Annotated in this window: 19 protein-coding genes and 1 pseudogene; 11 read left to right on the forward strand and 9 right to left on the reverse strand. The window is 73.4% G+C overall.

Going from position 1 to position 17,765, the window contains the following annotated elements:
- Positions 1-120: 120 nt before the first annotated feature.
- The 3 genes and pseudogenes from IEZ12_RS38830 to IEZ12_RS21165 form a co-directional block, all read left to right on the forward strand.
- Positions 121-219: pseudogene (locus tag IEZ12_RS38830) on the forward strand (VOC family protein); the annotation flags it as partial.
- A gap of 102 nt (positions 220-321) precedes the next feature.
- Complete coding sequence (locus IEZ12_RS21160) at positions 322-777, forward strand: hypothetical protein (protein ID WP_189273607.1); 456 nt, start codon at positions 322-324, stop codon at positions 775-777.
- A complete protein-coding gene (locus IEZ12_RS21165) occupies positions 778-1,254 on the forward strand; it encodes a hypothetical protein (protein WP_189273609.1) in 477 nt (158 codons plus the stop codon).
- Between the two features lie 37 nt (positions 1,255-1,291).
- On the opposite strand, the gene IEZ12_RS21170 is transcribed toward IEZ12_RS21165, so the two are convergent.
- Both IEZ12_RS21170 and IEZ12_RS21175 read right to left on the reverse strand, forming a co-directional pair.
- Positions 1,292-1,765, reverse strand: coding sequence for a carboxymuconolactone decarboxylase family protein (locus IEZ12_RS21170; protein WP_189273612.1), 474 nt, complete (start codon positions 1,763-1,765; stop codon positions 1,292-1,294).
- 146 nt (positions 1,766-1,911) lie between these two features.
- On the reverse strand, positions 1,912-2,367 hold the full coding sequence (locus IEZ12_RS21175) for a hypothetical protein (protein ID WP_189273614.1): 456 nt from the start codon (positions 2,365-2,367) through the stop codon (positions 1,912-1,914).
- Between the two features lie 137 nt (positions 2,368-2,504).
- Here IEZ12_RS21175 and IEZ12_RS21180 point away from each other — a divergent pair, with 137 nt between their 5' ends.
- The gene (locus IEZ12_RS21180; protein ID WP_189273622.1) at positions 2,505-3,524 is read left to right on the forward strand and encodes a nitronate monooxygenase; all 1,020 of its coding nucleotides are present in this window, start codon (positions 2,505-2,507) and stop codon (positions 3,522-3,524) included.
- An 8-nt stretch (positions 3,525-3,532) separates the two neighbouring features.
- Here the strand turns inward: IEZ12_RS21180 and IEZ12_RS21185 are convergent, their stop codons facing one another.
- Entirely contained in the window at positions 3,533-4,027 is a 495-nt protein-coding gene (locus IEZ12_RS21185; protein ID WP_189273624.1) for a GNAT family N-acetyltransferase, read from the reverse strand.
- A 122-nt stretch (positions 4,028-4,149) separates the two neighbouring features.
- Between IEZ12_RS21185 and IEZ12_RS21190 the strand changes: the two genes are divergently transcribed.
- Positions 4,150-4,818: a RibD family protein gene (locus IEZ12_RS21190; RefSeq protein ID WP_189273626.1), complete on the forward strand. Its 669-nt coding sequence runs from the start codon at positions 4,150-4,152 to the stop codon at positions 4,816-4,818.
- A 7-nt stretch (positions 4,819-4,825) separates the two neighbouring features.
- Here the strand turns inward: IEZ12_RS21190 and IEZ12_RS21195 are convergent, their stop codons facing one another.
- The gene (locus tag IEZ12_RS21195; protein ID WP_189273627.1) at positions 4,826-5,944 is read right to left on the reverse strand and encodes a DUF6183 family protein; all 1,119 of its coding nucleotides are present in this window, start codon (positions 5,942-5,944) and stop codon (positions 4,826-4,828) included.
- A gap of 44 nt (positions 5,945-5,988) precedes the next feature.
- Positions 5,989-7,434 carry an aminopeptidase P family protein gene (locus tag IEZ12_RS21200; RefSeq protein WP_189273629.1) on the reverse strand — a complete coding sequence of 482 codons (1,446 nt, stop codon included), beginning with the start codon at positions 7,432-7,434 and terminating at the stop codon, positions 5,989-5,991.
- 254 nt (positions 7,435-7,688) lie between these two features.
- Here IEZ12_RS21200 and IEZ12_RS21205 point away from each other — a divergent pair, with 254 nt between their 5' ends.
- The 6 genes from IEZ12_RS21205 to IEZ12_RS21230 all read left to right on the forward strand — a co-directional run bounded on the left by IEZ12_RS21205 (position 7,689) and on the right by IEZ12_RS21230 (position 15,304).
- Positions 7,689-9,428, forward strand: a complete 1,740-nt coding sequence (locus tag IEZ12_RS21205) for an ABC transporter substrate-binding protein (RefSeq protein WP_189273631.1) — start codon at positions 7,689-7,691, stop codon at positions 9,426-9,428.
- A 16-nt stretch (positions 9,429-9,444) separates the two neighbouring features.
- Complete coding sequence (locus IEZ12_RS21210) at positions 9,445-10,404, forward strand: ABC transporter permease (RefSeq protein WP_189273633.1); 960 nt, start codon at positions 9,445-9,447, stop codon at positions 10,402-10,404.
- Positions 10,401-11,390 carry an ABC transporter permease gene (locus tag IEZ12_RS21215; protein WP_043911590.1) on the forward strand — a complete coding sequence of 330 codons (990 nt, stop codon included), beginning with the start codon at positions 10,401-10,403 and terminating at the stop codon, positions 11,388-11,390. The genes IEZ12_RS21210 and IEZ12_RS21215 overlap by 4 nt, the downstream gene beginning before the upstream one ends.
- Positions 11,387-12,370 carry an ABC transporter ATP-binding protein gene (locus IEZ12_RS21220; RefSeq protein WP_189273635.1) on the forward strand — a complete coding sequence of 328 codons (984 nt, stop codon included), beginning with the start codon at positions 11,387-11,389 and terminating at the stop codon, positions 12,368-12,370. Before IEZ12_RS21215 ends, IEZ12_RS21220 begins: the two co-directional genes overlap by 4 nt.
- Positions 12,367-13,344, forward strand: coding sequence for an ABC transporter ATP-binding protein (locus IEZ12_RS21225; protein WP_189273637.1), 978 nt, complete (start codon positions 12,367-12,369; stop codon positions 13,342-13,344). Before IEZ12_RS21220 ends, IEZ12_RS21225 begins: the two co-directional genes overlap by 4 nt.
- A gap of 166 nt (positions 13,345-13,510) precedes the next feature.
- Complete coding sequence (locus IEZ12_RS21230) at positions 13,511-15,304, forward strand: glycoside hydrolase family 36 protein (RefSeq protein ID WP_189273639.1); 1,794 nt, start codon at positions 13,511-13,513, stop codon at positions 15,302-15,304.
- Between the two features lie 2 nt (positions 15,305-15,306).
- On the opposite strand, the gene IEZ12_RS21235 is transcribed toward IEZ12_RS21230, so the two are convergent.
- The 4 genes from IEZ12_RS21235 to IEZ12_RS21250 form a co-directional block, all read right to left on the reverse strand.
- Positions 15,307-15,681 carry a hypothetical protein gene (locus tag IEZ12_RS21235; RefSeq protein WP_100584654.1) on the reverse strand — a complete coding sequence of 125 codons (375 nt, stop codon included), beginning with the start codon at positions 15,679-15,681 and terminating at the stop codon, positions 15,307-15,309.
- Positions 15,682-15,783: 102 nt separating this feature from the next.
- Entirely contained in the window at positions 15,784-16,215 is a 432-nt protein-coding gene (locus tag IEZ12_RS21240) for a roadblock/LC7 domain-containing protein (RefSeq protein ID WP_063856568.1), read from the reverse strand.
- 37 nt (positions 16,216-16,252) lie between these two features.
- Positions 16,253-17,242, reverse strand: coding sequence for a transcriptional regulator (locus IEZ12_RS21245; RefSeq protein ID WP_189273642.1), 990 nt, complete (start codon positions 17,240-17,242; stop codon positions 16,253-16,255).
- Positions 17,242-17,625: a hypothetical protein gene (locus IEZ12_RS21250; RefSeq protein WP_189273644.1), complete on the reverse strand. Its 384-nt coding sequence runs from the start codon at positions 17,623-17,625 to the stop codon at positions 17,242-17,244. The genes IEZ12_RS21245 and IEZ12_RS21250 overlap by 1 nt, the downstream gene beginning before the upstream one ends.
- Positions 17,626-17,765 lie beyond the last annotated feature (140 nt).

A 17,765-nucleotide genomic window follows, 5' to 3' on the forward strand; every position in this document is an offset into this window, starting at 1 on the left:
ACCGGCCGGTCCGGCCGGGCAGTTCGCTCAACTCCGCCGAGGCGCTCGGGTATGTGCCCCGGGAGGGGATGAGGGACGACCGAGGGCCGGCAGCCCCCACCGGCCGGCGCCAGCGGGCGGCGGGTCGGCTGGGACAGCTACCCGGAGGACCCGGACTTCGTGGTGCTCGCCGACACCGAGGGGGACCGCCTCTGTGTGATCGACACCAGCCACGGCTGACCGAGGGCGGGGTGCGGGGTGCACGACCAGCGCCCCCGGTGGTCCGCTCCCTCCTGGAAAACCACTGGTCAGGGCGCCGGCGAGGCTGGCAGGCTGCCGGGTATGGACTCCTTGCGCGTGGTGGCGAACCGTCAGGCCGTCGGGTGGATCTGGCCCGAGCGGCTTCCGATGGCGGCGGCGGATCTGCTGGTGGACGGTCATGACTCCCCGGCACTGCGGGAGTTGGCCGGGTGCAGTGGCCGCGAGCAGCGTGCCGAGCTGGATCGGCTCTGGCGGCGGGCGCTCGACGAGCTGGGGGAGGCGGAGCCCGAGCAGGAGGACGCGGAGCGGTGGGCGCTGCGCGATGTCGCGGCCCGGCTGGCCTTCGGTGAGATCCGGTCGATGGGCGAAGTGATGGCTGCCGTCGGCGGGTTGGAGTCTGCGGAGGGGGAGTTCGTCCGGGTCGTGGGGGAGGGGTGCTGCGACGGGTGCGTCGAGTACTGGACTCCCGAGCAGGTCCGGGCCTGGGAGGCGCAGGCGCGTGCCGCCGCGGCGGCGCTCGTGGCGGAGGGGCGGTGAGTGGGAGTGCCGGAGATGGAGCGGGTGCGGCTGGTGGCGCTGCGGTACCGCGCGGGTGAGCTGAGCACCGGTGAACTTCCGATGGCCGCCGCCGAGTTGGTGGCCGACGGGTTCGATTCCCCGGCGTTGTACGACCTGGCCGGGCGGGGGCGCCGGGAGTCGGCGTCCGAGTTGGAGCCGTTGTTGCGGGAGGTGCTGGACGACTTCGGTCTGGCGTACCCGGGGGCGGTGGACGGCAAGCGGTGGCTGATGCGCGAGCTCGCGGCCCGGGTGGTGGCGAGCGGCATGACGCCCGCGGAGCTGGCTGCGGCGGTGAGCGACTGGGACTCCGAGGGCCTGGACCAGGACGAGTCGGCGTTGCTCGGGCTGCTGGCCGTCCACTGCGACTGCTGCGCCGGGTACTTGACTGCCCGGCAGTTCCGCGGATGGGAGGCCGACGTGCGGGCCGCCGCTGCCGCGCTCTCCGGGGAAGGTTGAGGGCGGCCCCTCCCCTGCGGGGGAGGGGCCGAACGGGTCAGGCGAACTGACCGGGGACGTAGTCGCCCGCGGGCTGGCGAATGATCACGTTGACCCGGTTGTAGGTGTTGATCAGGGCGATCAGGCCGACGAGGGCGATCAGCTGCTCCTCGTCGTAGTGCTTGGCGGCCTCCGCCCAGGCCTCGTCGCTGACGCCGCCCGCCGCGTCGGCGATCCGGGTGCCCTGCTCGGTGAGTTCGAGCGCGGCGCGCTCGGCCTCGGTGAAGCAGGTCGCCTCGCGCCAGGCGGCGATCATGTTCAGCCGCTGCTGGGTCTCCCCGGCGTGGGTGGCGTCCTTGGTGTGCATGTCGGTGCAGAAACCGCAGCCGTTGATCTGGCTGGCCCGGATCTTCACCAGCTCCTGGGTGGCGGCCGGGAGCGAGGAGCCGCCGATGGCGGCGCCGGCCGAGTTGATGTGCTTGATGATCTTCCCCGCGAGGGGGTTGCCGAAGTAGTTGAGGCGTGCGTCCACGGTCGGGCTCCTTGTCGAGTGTGCTTCTGCAAGGACTGACCCCGCAGCTCCCCCGAATGTGACCGCTCCGCGGATGTGACGCCTGTCACGCCACCCGTTCGCGTCCGTTCGCCTCCGTTCGGCCGTGCGGGCGGGCCGGGGCGGCGTCAGCGCGGGGCCGTTCCGACGCTGCGCACCCACACGGGAAAGGGCGGGAGCTCGGGGTCGGGCTCCAGCGGGTCGTCGACCTCCTCGGGACCCTGCTGCTCGTCGTGCAGGAAGCCCTCGACGACCGGGCCGAGATCGTCGACCGGCAGGTACGCGGCGCCGAACGGCAGCTCCTCGGTGGGCACCGATCCGGTGGAGCAGCGGAGTTGACCGGCCTGCCGGTCGTGCCACACGTAGAAGGTCGCCACCCCGCCGAAGCCCAGTTCGCGGACGCGCTCCCGGATGCGTCCGGCGGTGCGCTCGAAGGCGGCGACCACCTCATGCACCGTCAGGGACCGCCGGTCCTCGTCCGCCGCGCTCAGCAGCCAGGTGTTGGTCTCCCACTCCACCCGCCGGTCGGCCGGCTCCAGCGCCAGCGGTTCGTCCGCCACCTCGGCGATCCAGGTCAACAGCATCCGGGGAGTATCGCGGTGCGGCGAAGGCTCCGGCAAACAGGAGACCGACGGCGGACCGGGCGGCCGTCGGCGGGATCGGCCGTCGACGTAGGGTGGGCAGCGACCGGGATCGGTGCGCACGGAGGCGAGGGAGCGGCATGGCATTCGACTGGGAGGTGCCGCTGATCGCGGCCCCGATGGCGGGCGGCCCGAGCACTCCCGAGCTGGTCGCGGCCGTCAACGGCGCGGGCGGCCTGGGCTTCCTCGCCGCCGGCTACCGGACGGTCGACGGGATGCTCGACCAGGTTTGCCGGACCCGCGAGCTGACGGACCGCCCGTTCGGCGTCAACCTGTTCGTGCCCGCGCCGCCCTCCGATCCGGGGCCGGTCGTCGCCTACCGGGAGCGGCTCCGACCGGAGGCCGAGCGGTGGGGCGTGGAGCTGCCCGCCGAGGTCCGGTCCGACCGGGACGGCTGGGAGGCGAAGCTCGACGCGCTGCTGCGCGACCCCGTCCCGTACGTCTCGTACACCTTCGGCCTGCCCGGCCGGGACGAGGCCGACGCGCTCCGGGCCGCCGGCATCGGCCAACTCGGCACCGTCACCAGCCCGGAGGAGGCCCGCGCCGCCACCGCGCTCGGCCTGGACGCCCTGACCGTGCAGGGCCCGGAGGCCGGCGGCCACCGCGGCACCCACCGCGCCGAGGACACCCCGGGCACCCTCCCGCTGCTCGAACTGCTCGCCGCCGTACGGGAGGTGACGCCGCTCCCGCTGATCGCCGCCGGCGGCCTCGGCGACGGCCCGGCGATCGCCGCCGCGCTGCGGGCGGGCGCGGTCGCCGCCCAACTCGGCACCGCCTACCTGCGCACCGACGAATCCGGCGCCTCGGCCGCGCACCGCCGCGCCCTGGTCGAACTCCCCGGGACGACCGTCACCCGCGCGTTCACGGGCCGCCCCGCCCGGGCCCTCCGCAACGCCTTCATCGACCGGTACGACGCCGACGCCCCGCCGGCCTACCCCGAAGTCCACCACCTCACCCAGCCGTTGCGGGCGGCCGCGACCCGTCGCGGCGACGTCGAGGGCATGCACCTGTGGGCGGGCACCGCCCACACCTCGGCCCGCGAGGGCGGCGCGGCGAAGGTGACTCGCGCGCTGTGGGAGGATGCGCAGCGCGCCGGGTAGGGCCCGGCCTAGGGTCGGAGGTCGCGCCGGTACCAGGTGCCCGGTTTGCCGCCGAGGTCGGCCGGGGCGGCGGGGCCGTCGGAGGCGAACCCGGCCTTGGTCAGGACCCGGCGGGACGCGGCGTTGTCGTGGGAGGTGGCCGCCCGCAGGGTGTGCAGGCCGTGCAGCGCCGGCGCCGTCCGGCAGAGCTGCTGGACGGCCGCCGTCGCCAGGCCGCGTCCGGCGGCCTGTTCCGCGACCCGGTAGCCGAGGACGGCGGCGCCGTCCTCCAGGTCGTACAGGTTGAACCTGCCGAGGACCGAGCCGTCCTCGGCGACGAGGAGGTGGAAGACGCAGACGCCGGCCTCCTGCTCGGCCAGCAGGGCGTCGTGGCGCTCGGCGAACCGGTCGAAGTACTCGTCGCCGCGGTCGGTGATCGAGGCGGCGAAGTAGGCGCGGTTCGCCAGCTCGAAGGCCAGGACCGCCGGGGCGTGGTCGGCGCGCAGCCGCTGCAGCTCGGGCATCGGCCGACCGTACCGGGGTCGTACGCCGGGGTCACTCGAATTTCCGTCGGTCACCGACAGGTCCGGGTCGTGTGATCATGCCCGAGGACCGCCGGGGTCCAGCCGCGAAGAACGGAGCCACCATGGCCGAGCGCCCGTACGTGCTGCTGAGCGTCGCCACCTCGATCGACGGGTACATCGACGACACCTCGACGGAGCGGCTGCTGCTGTCGAACGCCGAGGACTTCGACCGGGTGGACCAGGTGCGGGCCGAGTCGGACGCCGTCCTGGTCGGCGGGAACACGCTGCGGGCGGACGATCCGCGGCTCCTCGTCAACAGCGAGCGGCGGCGGGCCGAGCGGGTCGCGGCGGGGAAGCCGGCGTACCCGTTGAAGGTGACGGTCTCGGCGAGCGGCGACCTCGATCGGGGGCTGAAGTTCTGGCACTTCGGCGACCGGAAGGTCGTGTACACCACCGACGCCGGGGCGTCGAGGCTGGGCGGCGCGCTGGACGGGCTGGCCGAGGTGGTGAGCACCGGTGACAGCGTCGACTTCGGGGCGATGCTCGACGACCTGGCGGCCCGTGGGGTGCGGCGGCTGATGGTGGAGGGCGGCGGGCGGATTCACACGCAGTTCCTGTCGCTGGGCCTAGCCGACGAGGTCCACCTGGCGGTGGCGCCGCTGCTGGTCGGCGAGGCGGGTGCGCCGCGTTTCGTGTATCCGGCCGCGTTCCCGGGCGGCAGCACGCACCGGATGACGCTGCTGGGGGCCGAGACGGTGGGCGACGTGGTGCTGTTGCGCTACGCCCCGTGAGGGGGCGTCAGTCGGTGTCGGTGGCCGCGAGGACGGCGAGGCGGCCGCGGTCGGGGGTGAGGGCGGCGAGGCCGAGGTCCCAGGCGATGCGGTCGAACCAGGGGGCGGGGGCGTCGAAGGCGAACCAGTGGCAGGCGGTGGCGCGGGCCTCGGCGGTGGGGAGGCCGGCGTCGGCCAGTGCGGCCAGCGACTGCCACGCGGCGAGGCGGCCGTAGGCGCCCTGCACGCCGTAGTTGTAGGCGCCGCCGGTGGAGGCGGCGGCGAACAGGACGCTCCAGGCCTCGGCCGGCGGGCAGGCGGTGACGGAGAGCGCGGAGGGCTCGGCGTCGGCGAGGCAGTCCAGGCCGAGGGTGAGCAGGGCGACCGGGACGGAGCCGACGGGCAGCGGTGCGGCGAACTCGAACACCCGGGCCTCGATGCGGCCGTTGGACTCCTCGGCCCAGTTCGCGACGGCCCGGCCCAGGGCCTCGGCCGCCTCCGGAGTGGTCGTTTCGGCGGCGGGCGGCAGCGGTTCGGCGGTACGGCGGGCCGTCAACTGCTCGCCTCCCGCACCCCCGTACGGCAGCGCGTGGCAACCGCCGTCCGGGCCGTAGCCGGGCAGGTCGGCGAGCGCCTCCAGCGGGGAGGGCGTCAGGGGCAGCGCGCCCAGCGGGTGGTGGGCGAGATGCGGGGCGGCCGTCCACGCGGAGGCGCCGGGGACGGTGTCGAGGTCCACGCCGCGCAGGATCAACTCGTGGACCAGGCAGGCCCGTAGCTCGTTCGGGGCGGGCTCGGCGAACGCGGCGGCGAGGTCGGCCGGGCGGTGGCCGGACGCCAGCAGCGAGGCCGCGGGGCGGGCGGAGTCGGGTGCCGCGGTGAGCAGCCGCAGCGCCTGCCGGACGTTCTCGGCGCCGGGCCGGGTGGCCAGGAGCCGGACCAGGTGGTCGAAGACGCTGCGGTACTGCCACTTCGGCTCCGCCCCGCCGAAGCGCCGGGCGAGGGCGAGGCCGAGCTCGGCGAGGAACGCGGCGTCGCCCCGCGCGAGTTGCTCCCGGGCCGTCGCGCGGACGCTGTTGACGTCGCTGAGACGGGGGAGGTCCGCCACGATGCGGGCGATGCGGTCGGTACGGAGGGCACGGTCGGTCACGGGGGCTGAGCCTACGCACCCGCGACCGACCGTTCATCCTGAAATCAGCCCAGCAGCTCGCCCATCCAGGACTCGATGCCGTCCACCGTGCGCGGCAGCTCGGCGGACATCAGGCGGGCGCCGTCGGCGGTGATCACCAGGTCGTCCTCGATGCGGATGCCGATGCCGCGCAGCGCGGGCGGCAGGGTGAGGTCGTCGGGCTGGAGGTAGAGGCCCGGCTCGACGGTGAGGACCATGCCTTCCTCCAGCACGCCGTCCAGGTACGTCTCGGCGCGGGCCTTCGCGCAGTCGTGGACGTCCAGGCCGAGCATGTGGCCGCTGGCGCAGAGGGTGTAGCGGCGGTACAGGCCGGAGTCCTCGCGCAGCGCCTCCTCGGCGGAGACGGGCAGCACGCCCCACTCGGCGAGGCCCTCGGCGATCACCCGCATCGCGGCACGGTGGAAGTCGCGGAAGGACGCGCCGGGGCGCAGCGTGGCGATGCCGGCGTTCTGGGCGGCGAGGACGAGTTCGTAGGCGTCGCGCTGGGCGGGGGAGAAGGTTCCGGACAGCGGCAGGGTGCGGGTGATGTCGGCGGTGTAGAGGGTGTCGGTCTCCACGCCCGCGTCGAGCAGCAGGAGCTGGGCCGGGTCGAGCGGGCCGTCGTTGCGGATCCAGTGCAGCACGCAGGCGTGCGCGCCGGAGGCGACGATGGTCTCGTAGCCGGTGCCGTTGCCCTCGGCGCGGGCGCGGGCGTTGAACGCGCCCTCCAGGATGCGCTCGCCGCGGTGGTGGCGCAGTGCGGCGGGCAGCGCGCGGACCACGTCGGCGAAGCCCGCGGCGGTGTGGTCGACGGAGAGCTGGAGCTGGTCGACCTCCCACGGGTCCTTGATCAGGCGCAACTCGCTGAGCGCGGCGGCGAGTTGGCCGTCGCGGGCGGCGTGGTCGGCGGACGGGCGGCCGGCCAGGGCGTCCAGGACGGGGTCGACGTCGGCGAGGACGCGGGTGGGCGCGCCGGTGGTGAACAGCTTCGGCAGGTCGTCGAGGTGGGCGGTGCGCAGGCCGGTGAGCTGGGCGGCCTCGGCGAGGTCGGCGCGCCGGCCGACCCAGAACTCGCCGTAGCGGCGGTCGCGGTAGAACTCGGCGGAGCCGCCGGCCCGGTCGGAGCGGGGCCGCAGGTACAGCACGGCCTCGCCGTCGGGCTCGATCACCAGGACGTGGCCGACCTGCTCCTCGCCGGTCAGCCCGGTGAGGTGGGCGTAGGCGCTGTGCGGGCGGAAGCGGTAGTCGCAGTCGTTGCTGCGGATCTTCAACTGCCCCGCGGGGACGAGCAGCCGCTCGCCGGGGAAGGCGGCGGCGATCCGGGCCCGGCGGGCCGGGAAGTACGCGTGGCCGGGGACGCGGCTGTCGGCGGGCAGCGGGGTGGCGGCCCACTGGTCGGCCATGAAGGCGGCCAGGGCGGGGGTGATGGGCAGGTCGTGGCTGCCGGTGTTCAGGGCGGGCTGGTCGGCCATCGGGTGGAACTCCTCCGAGCGGGGGCGATACAGGGACAACTGGTGTGAGCGGCTAGGAAATTGCACTGCTGAGCGGCGGGCAATGACACGGCTCGGTAACGGTCGGGCCGCCTCATTGCGCAGTGCAATTTCACATTACTATGTTACGGGTCACACCTCAGAGCGGGCCAGACCCCGGCGGCATCGATCCCCGGAGGCGCCGATCTCTCGGTGATCCGATCCCCGTTGAGCAGCCCCCAGTTCCGGAGATGCACATGAACAGGCGTACCCACGCCGCCCTCGCGGCGGCCATCGCGGCGTCCCTCACCCTCGTCCTCGCCGCATGCGGCAGCAACGGCGGCGGCGGTGACGACAGCGGCGGACCGCAGGGTGTGACCACCGAAGGCAACGGCATCGTCGGCGGCACCCCCGTCAAGGGCGGCACCCTGACGATCCTGTCGAACCAGGACTTCGACCAGCTCGACCCCGCCCGCAACTGGACCATGCCGGTGATGGACGTCGGCGTGCGCATGCTCTACCGCACCCTGACCACCTTCAAGGCCGCCCCCGGCGCCGAGGGCCTGAAGATCGAGCCCGACCTGGCCACCGACCTCGGCACTTCCAGCGACGGCGCGAAGACCTGGACCTTCCACCTGAAGGACAACCTCAAGTACGAGGACGGCACCCCGATCACCGCCGACGACATCAAGTACAACGTCGAGCGGTCGTACTCGCCGGAACTGGCCGGCGGGCCCGACTACGCGGTGCGCTACCTCAACGCCCCGGCCGGGTACAAGGGCCCGCTGGGCGGCGAGCGGCTCGGCAGCGACGCCATCGAGGTCCCGGACGCCAAGACGATCGTCTTCCACCTCAAGCGTCCGGTCGCCGAGTTCGGCTACACCGTCACCCTGCCCACCTTCTCGCCCGTCCCCAAGGCCAAGGAGGCGGGCGCCAACTACTCCAACCACCCGGTCTCCTCCGGCCCGTACAAGATCGAGAGCTACGACCGCGGCAAGCGCATGGTGCTGGTCCGCAACACCAACTGGGACCAGGCCACCGACCCGGTCCGCAAGGCGTACCCCGACAAGATCGTGGTCGACCAGACCCTCAAGGGCACCGGCATCGCCGACCGCCTGATCGCCGACCAGGGCGACGACAAGAGCGCCGTCTCCTACGTGGACCTGACGCCCGCGAAGATCTCCGAGGTGCTCACCAACCCCGACGTCAAGAAGCGCCTGATCAGCGAGAACGCGGGCTGCACCACCAAGCTGGACATGAACACCACCAAGGCGCCGTTCGACAACGCCAAGGTCCGCCTGGCGATGCAGTACGCGGTGGACAAGGAGTCCTTCGCCGCCGCCACCGGCGGCCCCGCGTTCAACGACATCGCCACCACCTACCTGCCCCCGATGCTCACCGCCGGCACGGCCGTCGACCACTTCCAGATCAAGCCCGGCGGCGACCCCGAGAAGGCCAAGCAGCTGCTCGCCGAGGCGGGCTTCCCGAACGGCTTCTCCACCGACTTCGTCACCTCCACCGGCGGCAAGGCGCAGGCCGAGGCCATCCAGGCCGCCCTCAAGCGCGCGGGGGTGAACGTCACCATCACCACCGTCGACCCCACCGCCGTCAACTCGATCGTCGGCGACAAGGAGAAGCAGCCCGGACTCACCAGCCTCGGCTGGTGCCCCGACTACCCGTCCGCCGGCACCTTCCTGCCGATGATCTTCGATGGCCGGGCCGTCAAGGACAAGGGCAACAACGGCAACATGACCCGGTTCGACGACCCGACGGTCAACGCCGAACTCGACCGGATCGCCGGCCTGGACGACCTGAAGAAGGCCAACGAGGCCTGGCTCGCGCTGGACGGAAAGATCATGGACGCCTCGCCCGCCGTCCCGCTGATCTGGCAGAAGAAGCCCGTCCTGGTCGGCTCCAACATCGCAGGCGCCTACGCCCACCCGGTCTGGGCCGGGCAGCTCGACTACGCGGGCATCGGCCTCAAGTCCGTCAAGTAGAGCGGGAGTTCCCACCATGACCACCCCGCTCCCGACGGCCGCGGCCGAGGGGGCGGGGGCCCCGGACACCACCGAGGCCCCCGCGTCCCCCTGGAAGCTCGCCCTGCACCGCCTGCGCCACCAGAAGGCCGCCCTCGTCGGCGCCGCCATCATCGCCTTCTTCGTCCTGGCCGCACTCCTCGCGCCGGTGCTCACCGCGATCAGCGGCACCCGCCCCGACACTGTCGACAAGAAAGCCGTCGACCCCTACCTCGGCGGCCTGCCCCGCGGCGCCCTCGGCGGCATCAGCCCCCAGCACTGGCTCGGCGTCGAACCGCTGCTCGGCCGCGACATCTTCGCCCGGCTGCTCTACGGCGCCCAGATCAGCCTCCTGGTCGCGTTCAGCGCCGCCCTGCTGATCACCCTGATCGGCACCGTCCTCGGCATCACCGCCGGCTACTTCGGCGGCCGCACCGACGCCCTGATCAGCCGGTTCATGGACGTCATGATGTCGTTCCCCAGCCTGATCTTCATGATCGCGCTGCTCTCCGTCGCCCGGGACGTCAACCGCGTCCTGCTGCTGATCGGCGTCATGTCGCTGTTCTCCTGGCCCTACATCGCCCGCGTGGTCCGCGGCCAGACCCTCTCCCTCAAACATCGCGAATACGTCGAGGCCGCCCGCGCCAGCGGCACCCGCAACAGCCGCATCCTGTTCGGCGAGATCCTGCCCAACCTCACCGGCACCATCATCGTCTACGTCACCCTCGCCGTCCCCGGCCTGATCGGCACCGAGGCCGCACTCAGCTTCCTCGGCGTCGGCATCCGCCCGCCCACCCCCTCGTGGGGGCAGATGATCTCCGACGCGGTGCTCTACTACAAGGTCGACCCGATGTTCTTCATCCTCCCCAGCGCCTGCCTGTTCCTGGTGGTCCTGGCCTTCACCCTGGTCGGCGACGCCCTGCGGGACGCCCTCGACCCGAAGGGCAGCCGGACGTGATCGGATACCTGCTCCGCCGGCTCGCTGCGATGGCCGCCACCCTGCTGGTCGTCTGCGCGCTCACCTTCGCCGTCTTCTACCTGTTCCCCGCCGACCCCGCCGTCCAGTTCTGCGGCAAGGACTGCTCCACCGAACGCATCGAACTCGTCCGCCAACAGCTCGGACTGGCCGACCCCCTGATCGTCCAGTTCTGGCACTACGTCACCGGCATCTTCGCCGGCCAGACCCTCGGCACCGGCCAGTACGCCGTCCAGTGCGGCTTCCCCTGCTTCGGCTACTCCTTCCAGTCCGCCCAGCCCGTCTGGGACCTGATGATGGACCGGCTGCCCACCAGCATCTCCCTCGCCCTCGGCGCCGCCGCCCTCTGGCTGCTCCTCGGCGTCGGCACCGGCGTGGTCTCCGCGCTGCGCCGCGGCACCCGCCTCGACCGCACCCTGATGGTCGGCACCATCGGCGTCGCCGCCCTGCCGGTCTACTTCACCGCGATGATCCTGCTCTACCTGGTCGTCACAGTGGCCGGCCTGCTGCCCTACCCCCGCTACATCGCCTTCACCGAGCACCCCGGCCAGTGGATCTCCAACCTGATCCTGCCGTGGATCACCCTCGCCCTGCTGAACGCCGCCATCTACGCCCGAATGACGCGCAACTCCGTCATCGAGACGATGGCCGAACCGTACGTGCGCACCGCCCGCGCCAAAGGCCTGCGCGAGCGCCGCGTCGTCGGCAAGCACGGCCTGCGCCCCGCCCTCACCCCCGTCGTCACCATGCTCGGCATGGACCTCGGCGGACTGCTGGCCGGTGCCCTGATCACCGAATCCCTGTTCAGCCTCCCCGGCATCGGCAAACTCTTCGCCGACTCCCTCAACAAGTCCGACCAGCCCGTCGTCATGGGCGTCACCCTGCTCGCCTCCTTCTTCATCGTCAGCTCCAACCTGGTCGTGGACCTCCTCTACGCCTGGATCGACCCGAGGGCGAGGCTCGCATGACCACACCCCTGCTCGCCGTACAGAACCTCGCCGTCACCTTCGACACCGCCGAAGGCACCGTCCACGCCGTCAAAGGCATCGACTTCACCGTCGAACGCGGACGCACCCTCGGCATCGTCGGCGAATCCGGCTCCGGAAAGTCCGTCACCTCCCTCGCCGTCATGGGACTGCACCGCGGCGCCACCGTCACCGGCTCCGCGCAACTCGACGGCACCGAACTGATCGGCGCCCCTGACGACCACCTGCGCACCCTGCGCGGACGGAAAATGGCGATGGTGTTCCAGGACGCACTCACCGCCCTGCACCCCTACTTCACCGTCGGCGACCAGATCGCCGAGGCCTACCGCAGCCACTTCGGCGGCACCCGGAAAGCCGCCCACGCCCGCGCCGTCGACGTCCTCGGCGACGTCGGCATCCCCGAACCCGCCCGGCGCGCCCGCGAACACCCGCACCAGTTCTCCGGCGGCATGCGCCAACGCGCCATGATCGCCCTCGCGCTGTCCTGCGAACCCGACCTGATCATCGCCGACGAACCCACCACCGCCCTCGACGTCACCGTCCAGGCCCAGGTCCTCGACCTGCTGACCCGCCTCCAGCGCGAGCGCGGCCTCGGCCTCGTCCTGATCACCCACGACCTCGGCGTCATCGCCCGCGCCGCCGACGACGTCCTCGTCATGTACGGCGGCTCCGCGGTCGAACAGGCCGACGCCGAAGCGCTGTTCACCACCCCCCGGCACCCGTACACCCGCGGGCTGCTCGACTCCCTGCCCCGCCTCGACGCGGCGCCCGACACCGCCCTGCGCGCGATCCCCGGCACTCCGCCGTCCCTGCTCGCCCCGCCCGCCGGCTGCGCCTTCCACCCCCGCTGCCCCGCGTACGCCGCCACGTCCGACACCCGCTGCACCGGCGAACGGCCGCCGCTGCGCACCGTCGCCGGCGGCCACCGCAGCGCCTGCATCCACGACGAGGTGACCGCATGACCACCGACACCGCGGTGCTGAGCGTCCGCGACCTCGGCATGACCTTCCCCGGCCCGCGCGGCGTCCTGCGCCGGGCCCCCGGCGTCCGCGCCGTGGACGGCGTCAGCTTCGACGTCCGCCCCGGCGAGACCCTCGGACTGGTCGGCGAATCCGGCTGCGGCAAATCCACCACCGGACGGATGCTGGTCCGCCTGCTCGACCCGACGGCCGGGCAGGTGAGCTTCCGCGGACAGGACATCACCCGTGCCCCGCAGCGCCAACTGCGGCCGCTGCGCAGCAAGTTCCAGATGATCTTCCAGGACCCGTTCGCCTCGCTCAACCCGCGCAAGACCGTCCAGCAGATCATCGCGGCCCCGCTGCGCGCGCAGGGCGCCTCCCCTTCGACGATCCGCGAGGAGGTCCGGGACCTGATCCGGCTGGTCGGGCTCGCCCCCGAACACCTGGAGCGCTACCCGCACCAGTTCTCCGGGGGCCAGGCCCAACGCATCGGCATCGCCCGGGCGCTGGCGACCCGGCCCGAACTCGTCGTCGCGGACGAGCCGGTCTCCGCGCTCGACGTCTCCATCCAGGCGCAGATCGTCGGCCTGATGGAACGCCTGCAGGCCGAACTCGGCGTCGCCTACGTCTTCATCGCGCACGACCTCGCCGTGGTCAAACACCTCAGCCACCGGGTCGCCGTCATGTACCTCGGCCGGATCGTCGAACTCGGCGACCGGGCGGACGTGTACGAGCGCCCCGCCCACCCGTACACCAAGGCGCTGCTGTCCGCCGTCCCGCTGCCCGACCCGGCCGCCGAGCGCGCCCGCGAACGCATCGTCCTGCTCGGCGACCCGCCCAGCCCCGCCAGCCCCCCGCCCGGCTGCACCTTCCACCCGCGCTGCCCCAAGGCGCAGGCCGTCTGCCGGACCGAGGCGCCGGTGCTCGCCCCCGACACGCCCACCCGCCAGGTCGCCTGCCACTTCCCCGAGGCATAGCGCGCCCCTCGGGCGGGACGGGAGAGCCCACGCTCTCCCGCCGACCACACCTGCGAAGGCCCACTGCGCCGCCGGGCCGACGCCCCGAACCCCCGCTCCGGCCGGCCGTTCACCCGCTTCCGCGGCCGGCCGGGGCGGGACCACTTCCCGCGAAAGGAAACCCCGCGTGACCGCACTGTCCTGGGACGGCTCCGCACCGCCGTCCGGTCGCACCGAGACCTCCCGCACCGTCGACGCCGGCCTGCTCACCCTCCGGGTGACGGCGGTCGGGAGCGTGAGCGCCCCGGCCGTGACCGTGACCGAACTCGCCGTCCCCGGCGTGCTGCTGATCGAGGCGACCACCGTCGAGCCGGACGCCCGCCTGCGGATCGAATGGCAACTGCCCTGCACCGGCGCCACCGCCTACTGGACGCCCAACACCAACGCCCGCTGGCTGCCGCCGAGTTGGGCGAACCCCCGGGAGGCGTCACTGCCCAAGGGCGCACCCGTCGGCAGCCTGGTCGGCCAGGGCGACGGCGCGCTGTGCACCTTCGCGGTCGGCGAACTCGTCCGACCCGTCGCCATCGGCGAAGGCGCGGTCGAGGAGACCGGGCGCTACAGCTGGTGGATCGAACAGGACGGCCCCGGGATCGCCCTGCGCCTCGACCTGAGCGGCCGTCACTTCGCCGATACCGTCCGGGAGTGCGCCGACTGGTGGGCCGGCCTCGCGCCCGTCCGCGCCGTCCCCGACGCCGCGTTCGAGCCGGTGTTCTGCACCTGGTACGCCCTGCACCTGGCGATGGCCGCCACCGACGTCGAGCGCCTCGCCGAACTCGCCGCACCGCTCGGCTTCCGCAGCCTGATCGTCGACGACGGCTGGCAGACCGACGAACGCACCCGCTCCTACGCCACCACCGGCGACTGGCAGCCCGCCCCCACCGACTTCCCGGACTTCGCCGCGCACGTCGCCCGCGTCCGCGGCCTCGGCCTGAACTACCTGCTGTGGCACGCCGTCCCGTTCGTCGGCGACCGCAGCGAAGCGGCGACCCGGCTGGCCGGCCACACCCTCGCCCACCTGCCGACCCTGGAGACCTACCTGCTCGACCCGCGCAGCCCCACCGTCCGCGCCCACCAGGTCGACCGGCTCGCCGCCGCCGTCGAGCAGCACGGCGTCGACGGCCTGAAGATCGACTTCGTCGACACCTTCGCCCACCGGCCCGCAGCCGGCGCCGCACCCCACACCGCCTCGCCCGAAGCGGACTGCGCCACCGTCGCCGAAGGCGTGCAGAGACTGCTCGCCGCCCTCGACGAACGGCTCCGCGCCACCCGCCCCGACGTGCTGGTCGAACACCGCCAGGACTACCTCGGCCCCGGCCTGTGGCCGTACGCCACCATGGTCCGGGCCGCCGACTGCCCGCACAACGCGGTGGAGAACCGGGTCCGCACCGCCGACCTGCGACTCACCGCCGGGCCGCTCGCCGTGCACGCCGACCCGCTGACCTGGCACCCCGAGGAGAGCCCGGAACAGATCGCCGTGCTGCTCCAGTCGGTGCTGTTCGCCACCGCCCAGGTCTCCGTCGACCTCGCCGCGCAGCGCCCGGAGCAGCTGGCCGCACTGAGGTTCTGGCTGGGCGTCATGGCCGAGCACCGCGAGCTGCTCCAGCGCGGCGAACTGCGCCCGCACCGGCCCGAGTTGGCGTACCCGGTGATCGAGGCGCGGCGCGCGGGCGCGCTGGCGTTCGGCCGCTACGCCCCGCTGCCGCTGCGCGCCGCGGGCCACTGGCGGAGGCTGCTGGTGGCGAACGCCGACCCGGACACCCTGGTGCGGATCGAGTTCGACCGGGCGCCGGGCCCGGTCGACCTGTTGGTGCAGGACTGCCTGGGCGGGGAGGTGGCGCGGGCGCAGACCCCGGTCGACGGAACGGAGCTTGCCGTCCGGGTGCCCACCGGGGGCCTGCTCACCCTCGGCCGGGCCGGCTGACCTCAGACCTCCAGGTCGGTCTCGACCTTCTTCAGTTGGTGGCGGGCCATCGCCAGGTTCGCCCGGTTGCGGTCCAGTGCCAGGTAGAGGAACAGGCCCTTGCCGGAGCGGGAGGTGAGCGGGCGGATCAGGTGGTACTGGGAGGAGAGGGTGATCAGGATGTCCTCGATCGCCTCGTTCAGGTTGAGCAGCTCCATCGCGCGGAGCTTGGCCCGGACCACGTCGGTGTTGCCGGCGGCGGCGACGTTCAGGTCCAGGTCGGGGCCGCCGCCGATCAGGCCCAGGGCCATACCGCTGTTGTAGTCGACCAGGGCGACGCCGATGGCGCCCTCGACCGACCCCATGATCTCCTTGAGCGCGGTTTCCAGCGTAGACATGGTGCAAGTACCTCTTCCAGTAAGCGAATTGACGGCACGTCAGATCGACGCCCGGGGTGGTGCGGAGACGGGACGAGTGTCGAAGGGGGGAGAGCGGGAGGGTCAGAGGGGGCTGCGGTCGAGGTCCGCGTCGGCCAGGGCGGCTATCCGCGCGCCGGCGCGGCGGGCCTCCAGGTGCAGGCGGCCGACGTTGGCCTGCGCGCCGGCCAGCAGCGTGAGCACCGTGTACGCGCCGGCGGCGTACGTCGCCGTGTAGCCGCGCTCGCCACGGGTGATCAGCTCCAGGAAGGCGCCCTGCCCGGTGGCCTCCGTGAGCCGCGCGCCCACGCCGAGCGCGGCGGCGGTCAGCGCGGCCACGCTCTCCGCCTCCAGGGCGCTGGTGTCGTGGGCCACCACCAGGCCGTCGACGGTGGCGACCAGCGAACCCGTCAGATGCGGGACGCGGGAGCGCAGGCCCCGCAGTTCGGCCTGCACCTCGGCTTCGGGCAGCACGGGCGTCCTCCTCGCGGTCAGTTGACGGAACGTGCGCTTCATGACTCGGACGGCGGGCAGGTGCGGGCGGACAGGGCGGTCACAGGGCCTCCAGGGCGGCACGTAGTCGGAGCAGCAGGCCCACCTCCGGGTCCGAGGAGTCGTAGGAGCGCGGGCCGGGCGGCAGCAGCACGTCCGGCGGCGTCGGCCCGGGCGCGGCGGCCGGTGGCGGGTCGGGGAGGACGGCGGGCCGGCCGGCCGAGAGCAGCCCGGCGGCGGCCAGCTGCCGGACGTCCAGCAGGGCGCCGAAGGTGGTGCGGCCCAGCAGCCGGGCCAGTTCGGGCACGGTGCGGGTGCCGTCGGCGGCGGCCAGCAGCGCCTGCCGGCGGTGGCGCGGCACGGCGGTGCGGCGGACCGGGACGGCGCCGGTGGCGACCGGCGGGGCGGAGTCGAGTTCGGCGGACGGCCAGCAGGCGTCCAGCAGGGCGCGGCGTCGGCCGACCGCGCCGCGCAGCTCCAGGACGGACAGCGGGCGGGCGAGCCGGAAGCCGGGGCGGGCGGCGGAGTCGAAGCGCAGCTCGCCGCCGTGCTGGGCGAGCGCGTCGTGGGCGCCGTCCAAGGTGGCGGCCAGGCGGGCGAGTTCGAGTTCGCCGCGGCCGACCATCCCGGCGGCGAGCAGGTGGTCGGCGGGGTGTCCGCCGGTCAGCGCCATGCTCTCCTCCCAGGCGCGGACGGTGACCCGGCCGGCGGCGGTGAGCAGGTGGCCGACGCTCGCCCCGCGCGGGGACTCGGCGTGCACCACCAGGCCGGCCGCCAGGTGCACCGCGCCGTCCGGGCCGTGCAGGACGCCGGTGGCGCCCTCGGTGGCGAGGTCGGTGAGCGCCGCCTCGAACGTGGTGGCGGGCGCGCAGGCGGAGCGTCGGCGGCGGGGGAGCGGGGCGGCCTGGGTGCGCCGCGGGCGGGGGCTCGACTGCGGGGCCGGGGCGGCGAGTTGAGAGGAGGCGACCAGGAGCGGCGGCACGGTCGGCATCGGCGGGACGCGGTAGGGGCCGGTGCTGGAGGCGGGCGTGAGGGTGTCGGCGGACCACATCAGGTGAGCACCAGTCGGTCGGCGATGGTGGCGAGGCGGAGCCGGGCCATCGCCAGGTTGGCGTGGTCGCGGTCCAGCCGGAGGTAGAGGAAGACGTTCGCGTCGAAGGCGGCGGGGACGAACCGGATCAGGTGGTAGTTGCCGGCCGAGGTGACGATGACGTCCTCGGCGGGCGGGGCGCCGGAGTCCGGGTCGGCGAACGACGGGGTCTGGGTGACGGCCCGGGCGAGTTCGGTGGCGTCGGCCGCCCCGACCTCGTGGTCGCCGTCGGGGCCCAGTCCGGCGGTGCCGATGGCCAGCCCGTTGGTCCAGTCGACCAGGCTGACCCCCAAGGCGCCGGTGATCCCCATGGCTTCCGCAAGGCACTCTTCGATCCCGGGCACGTACGGCGTTCCCTCCCCACCGTGCCGGACACGGTGCGTCGCTGCCACCGCTTTCACCTGCGGTAGTCTGACCGGAACGCAACGCTACCGGCGGGGCCCCCGCGGGGCGAGACTTTCGGCCATATCCGTCGGGCATATGC

Source organism: Kitasatospora griseola, from assembly GCF_014648555.1.
Lineage (GTDB): Bacteria > Actinomycetota > Actinomycetes > Streptomycetales > Streptomycetaceae > Kitasatospora > Kitasatospora griseola.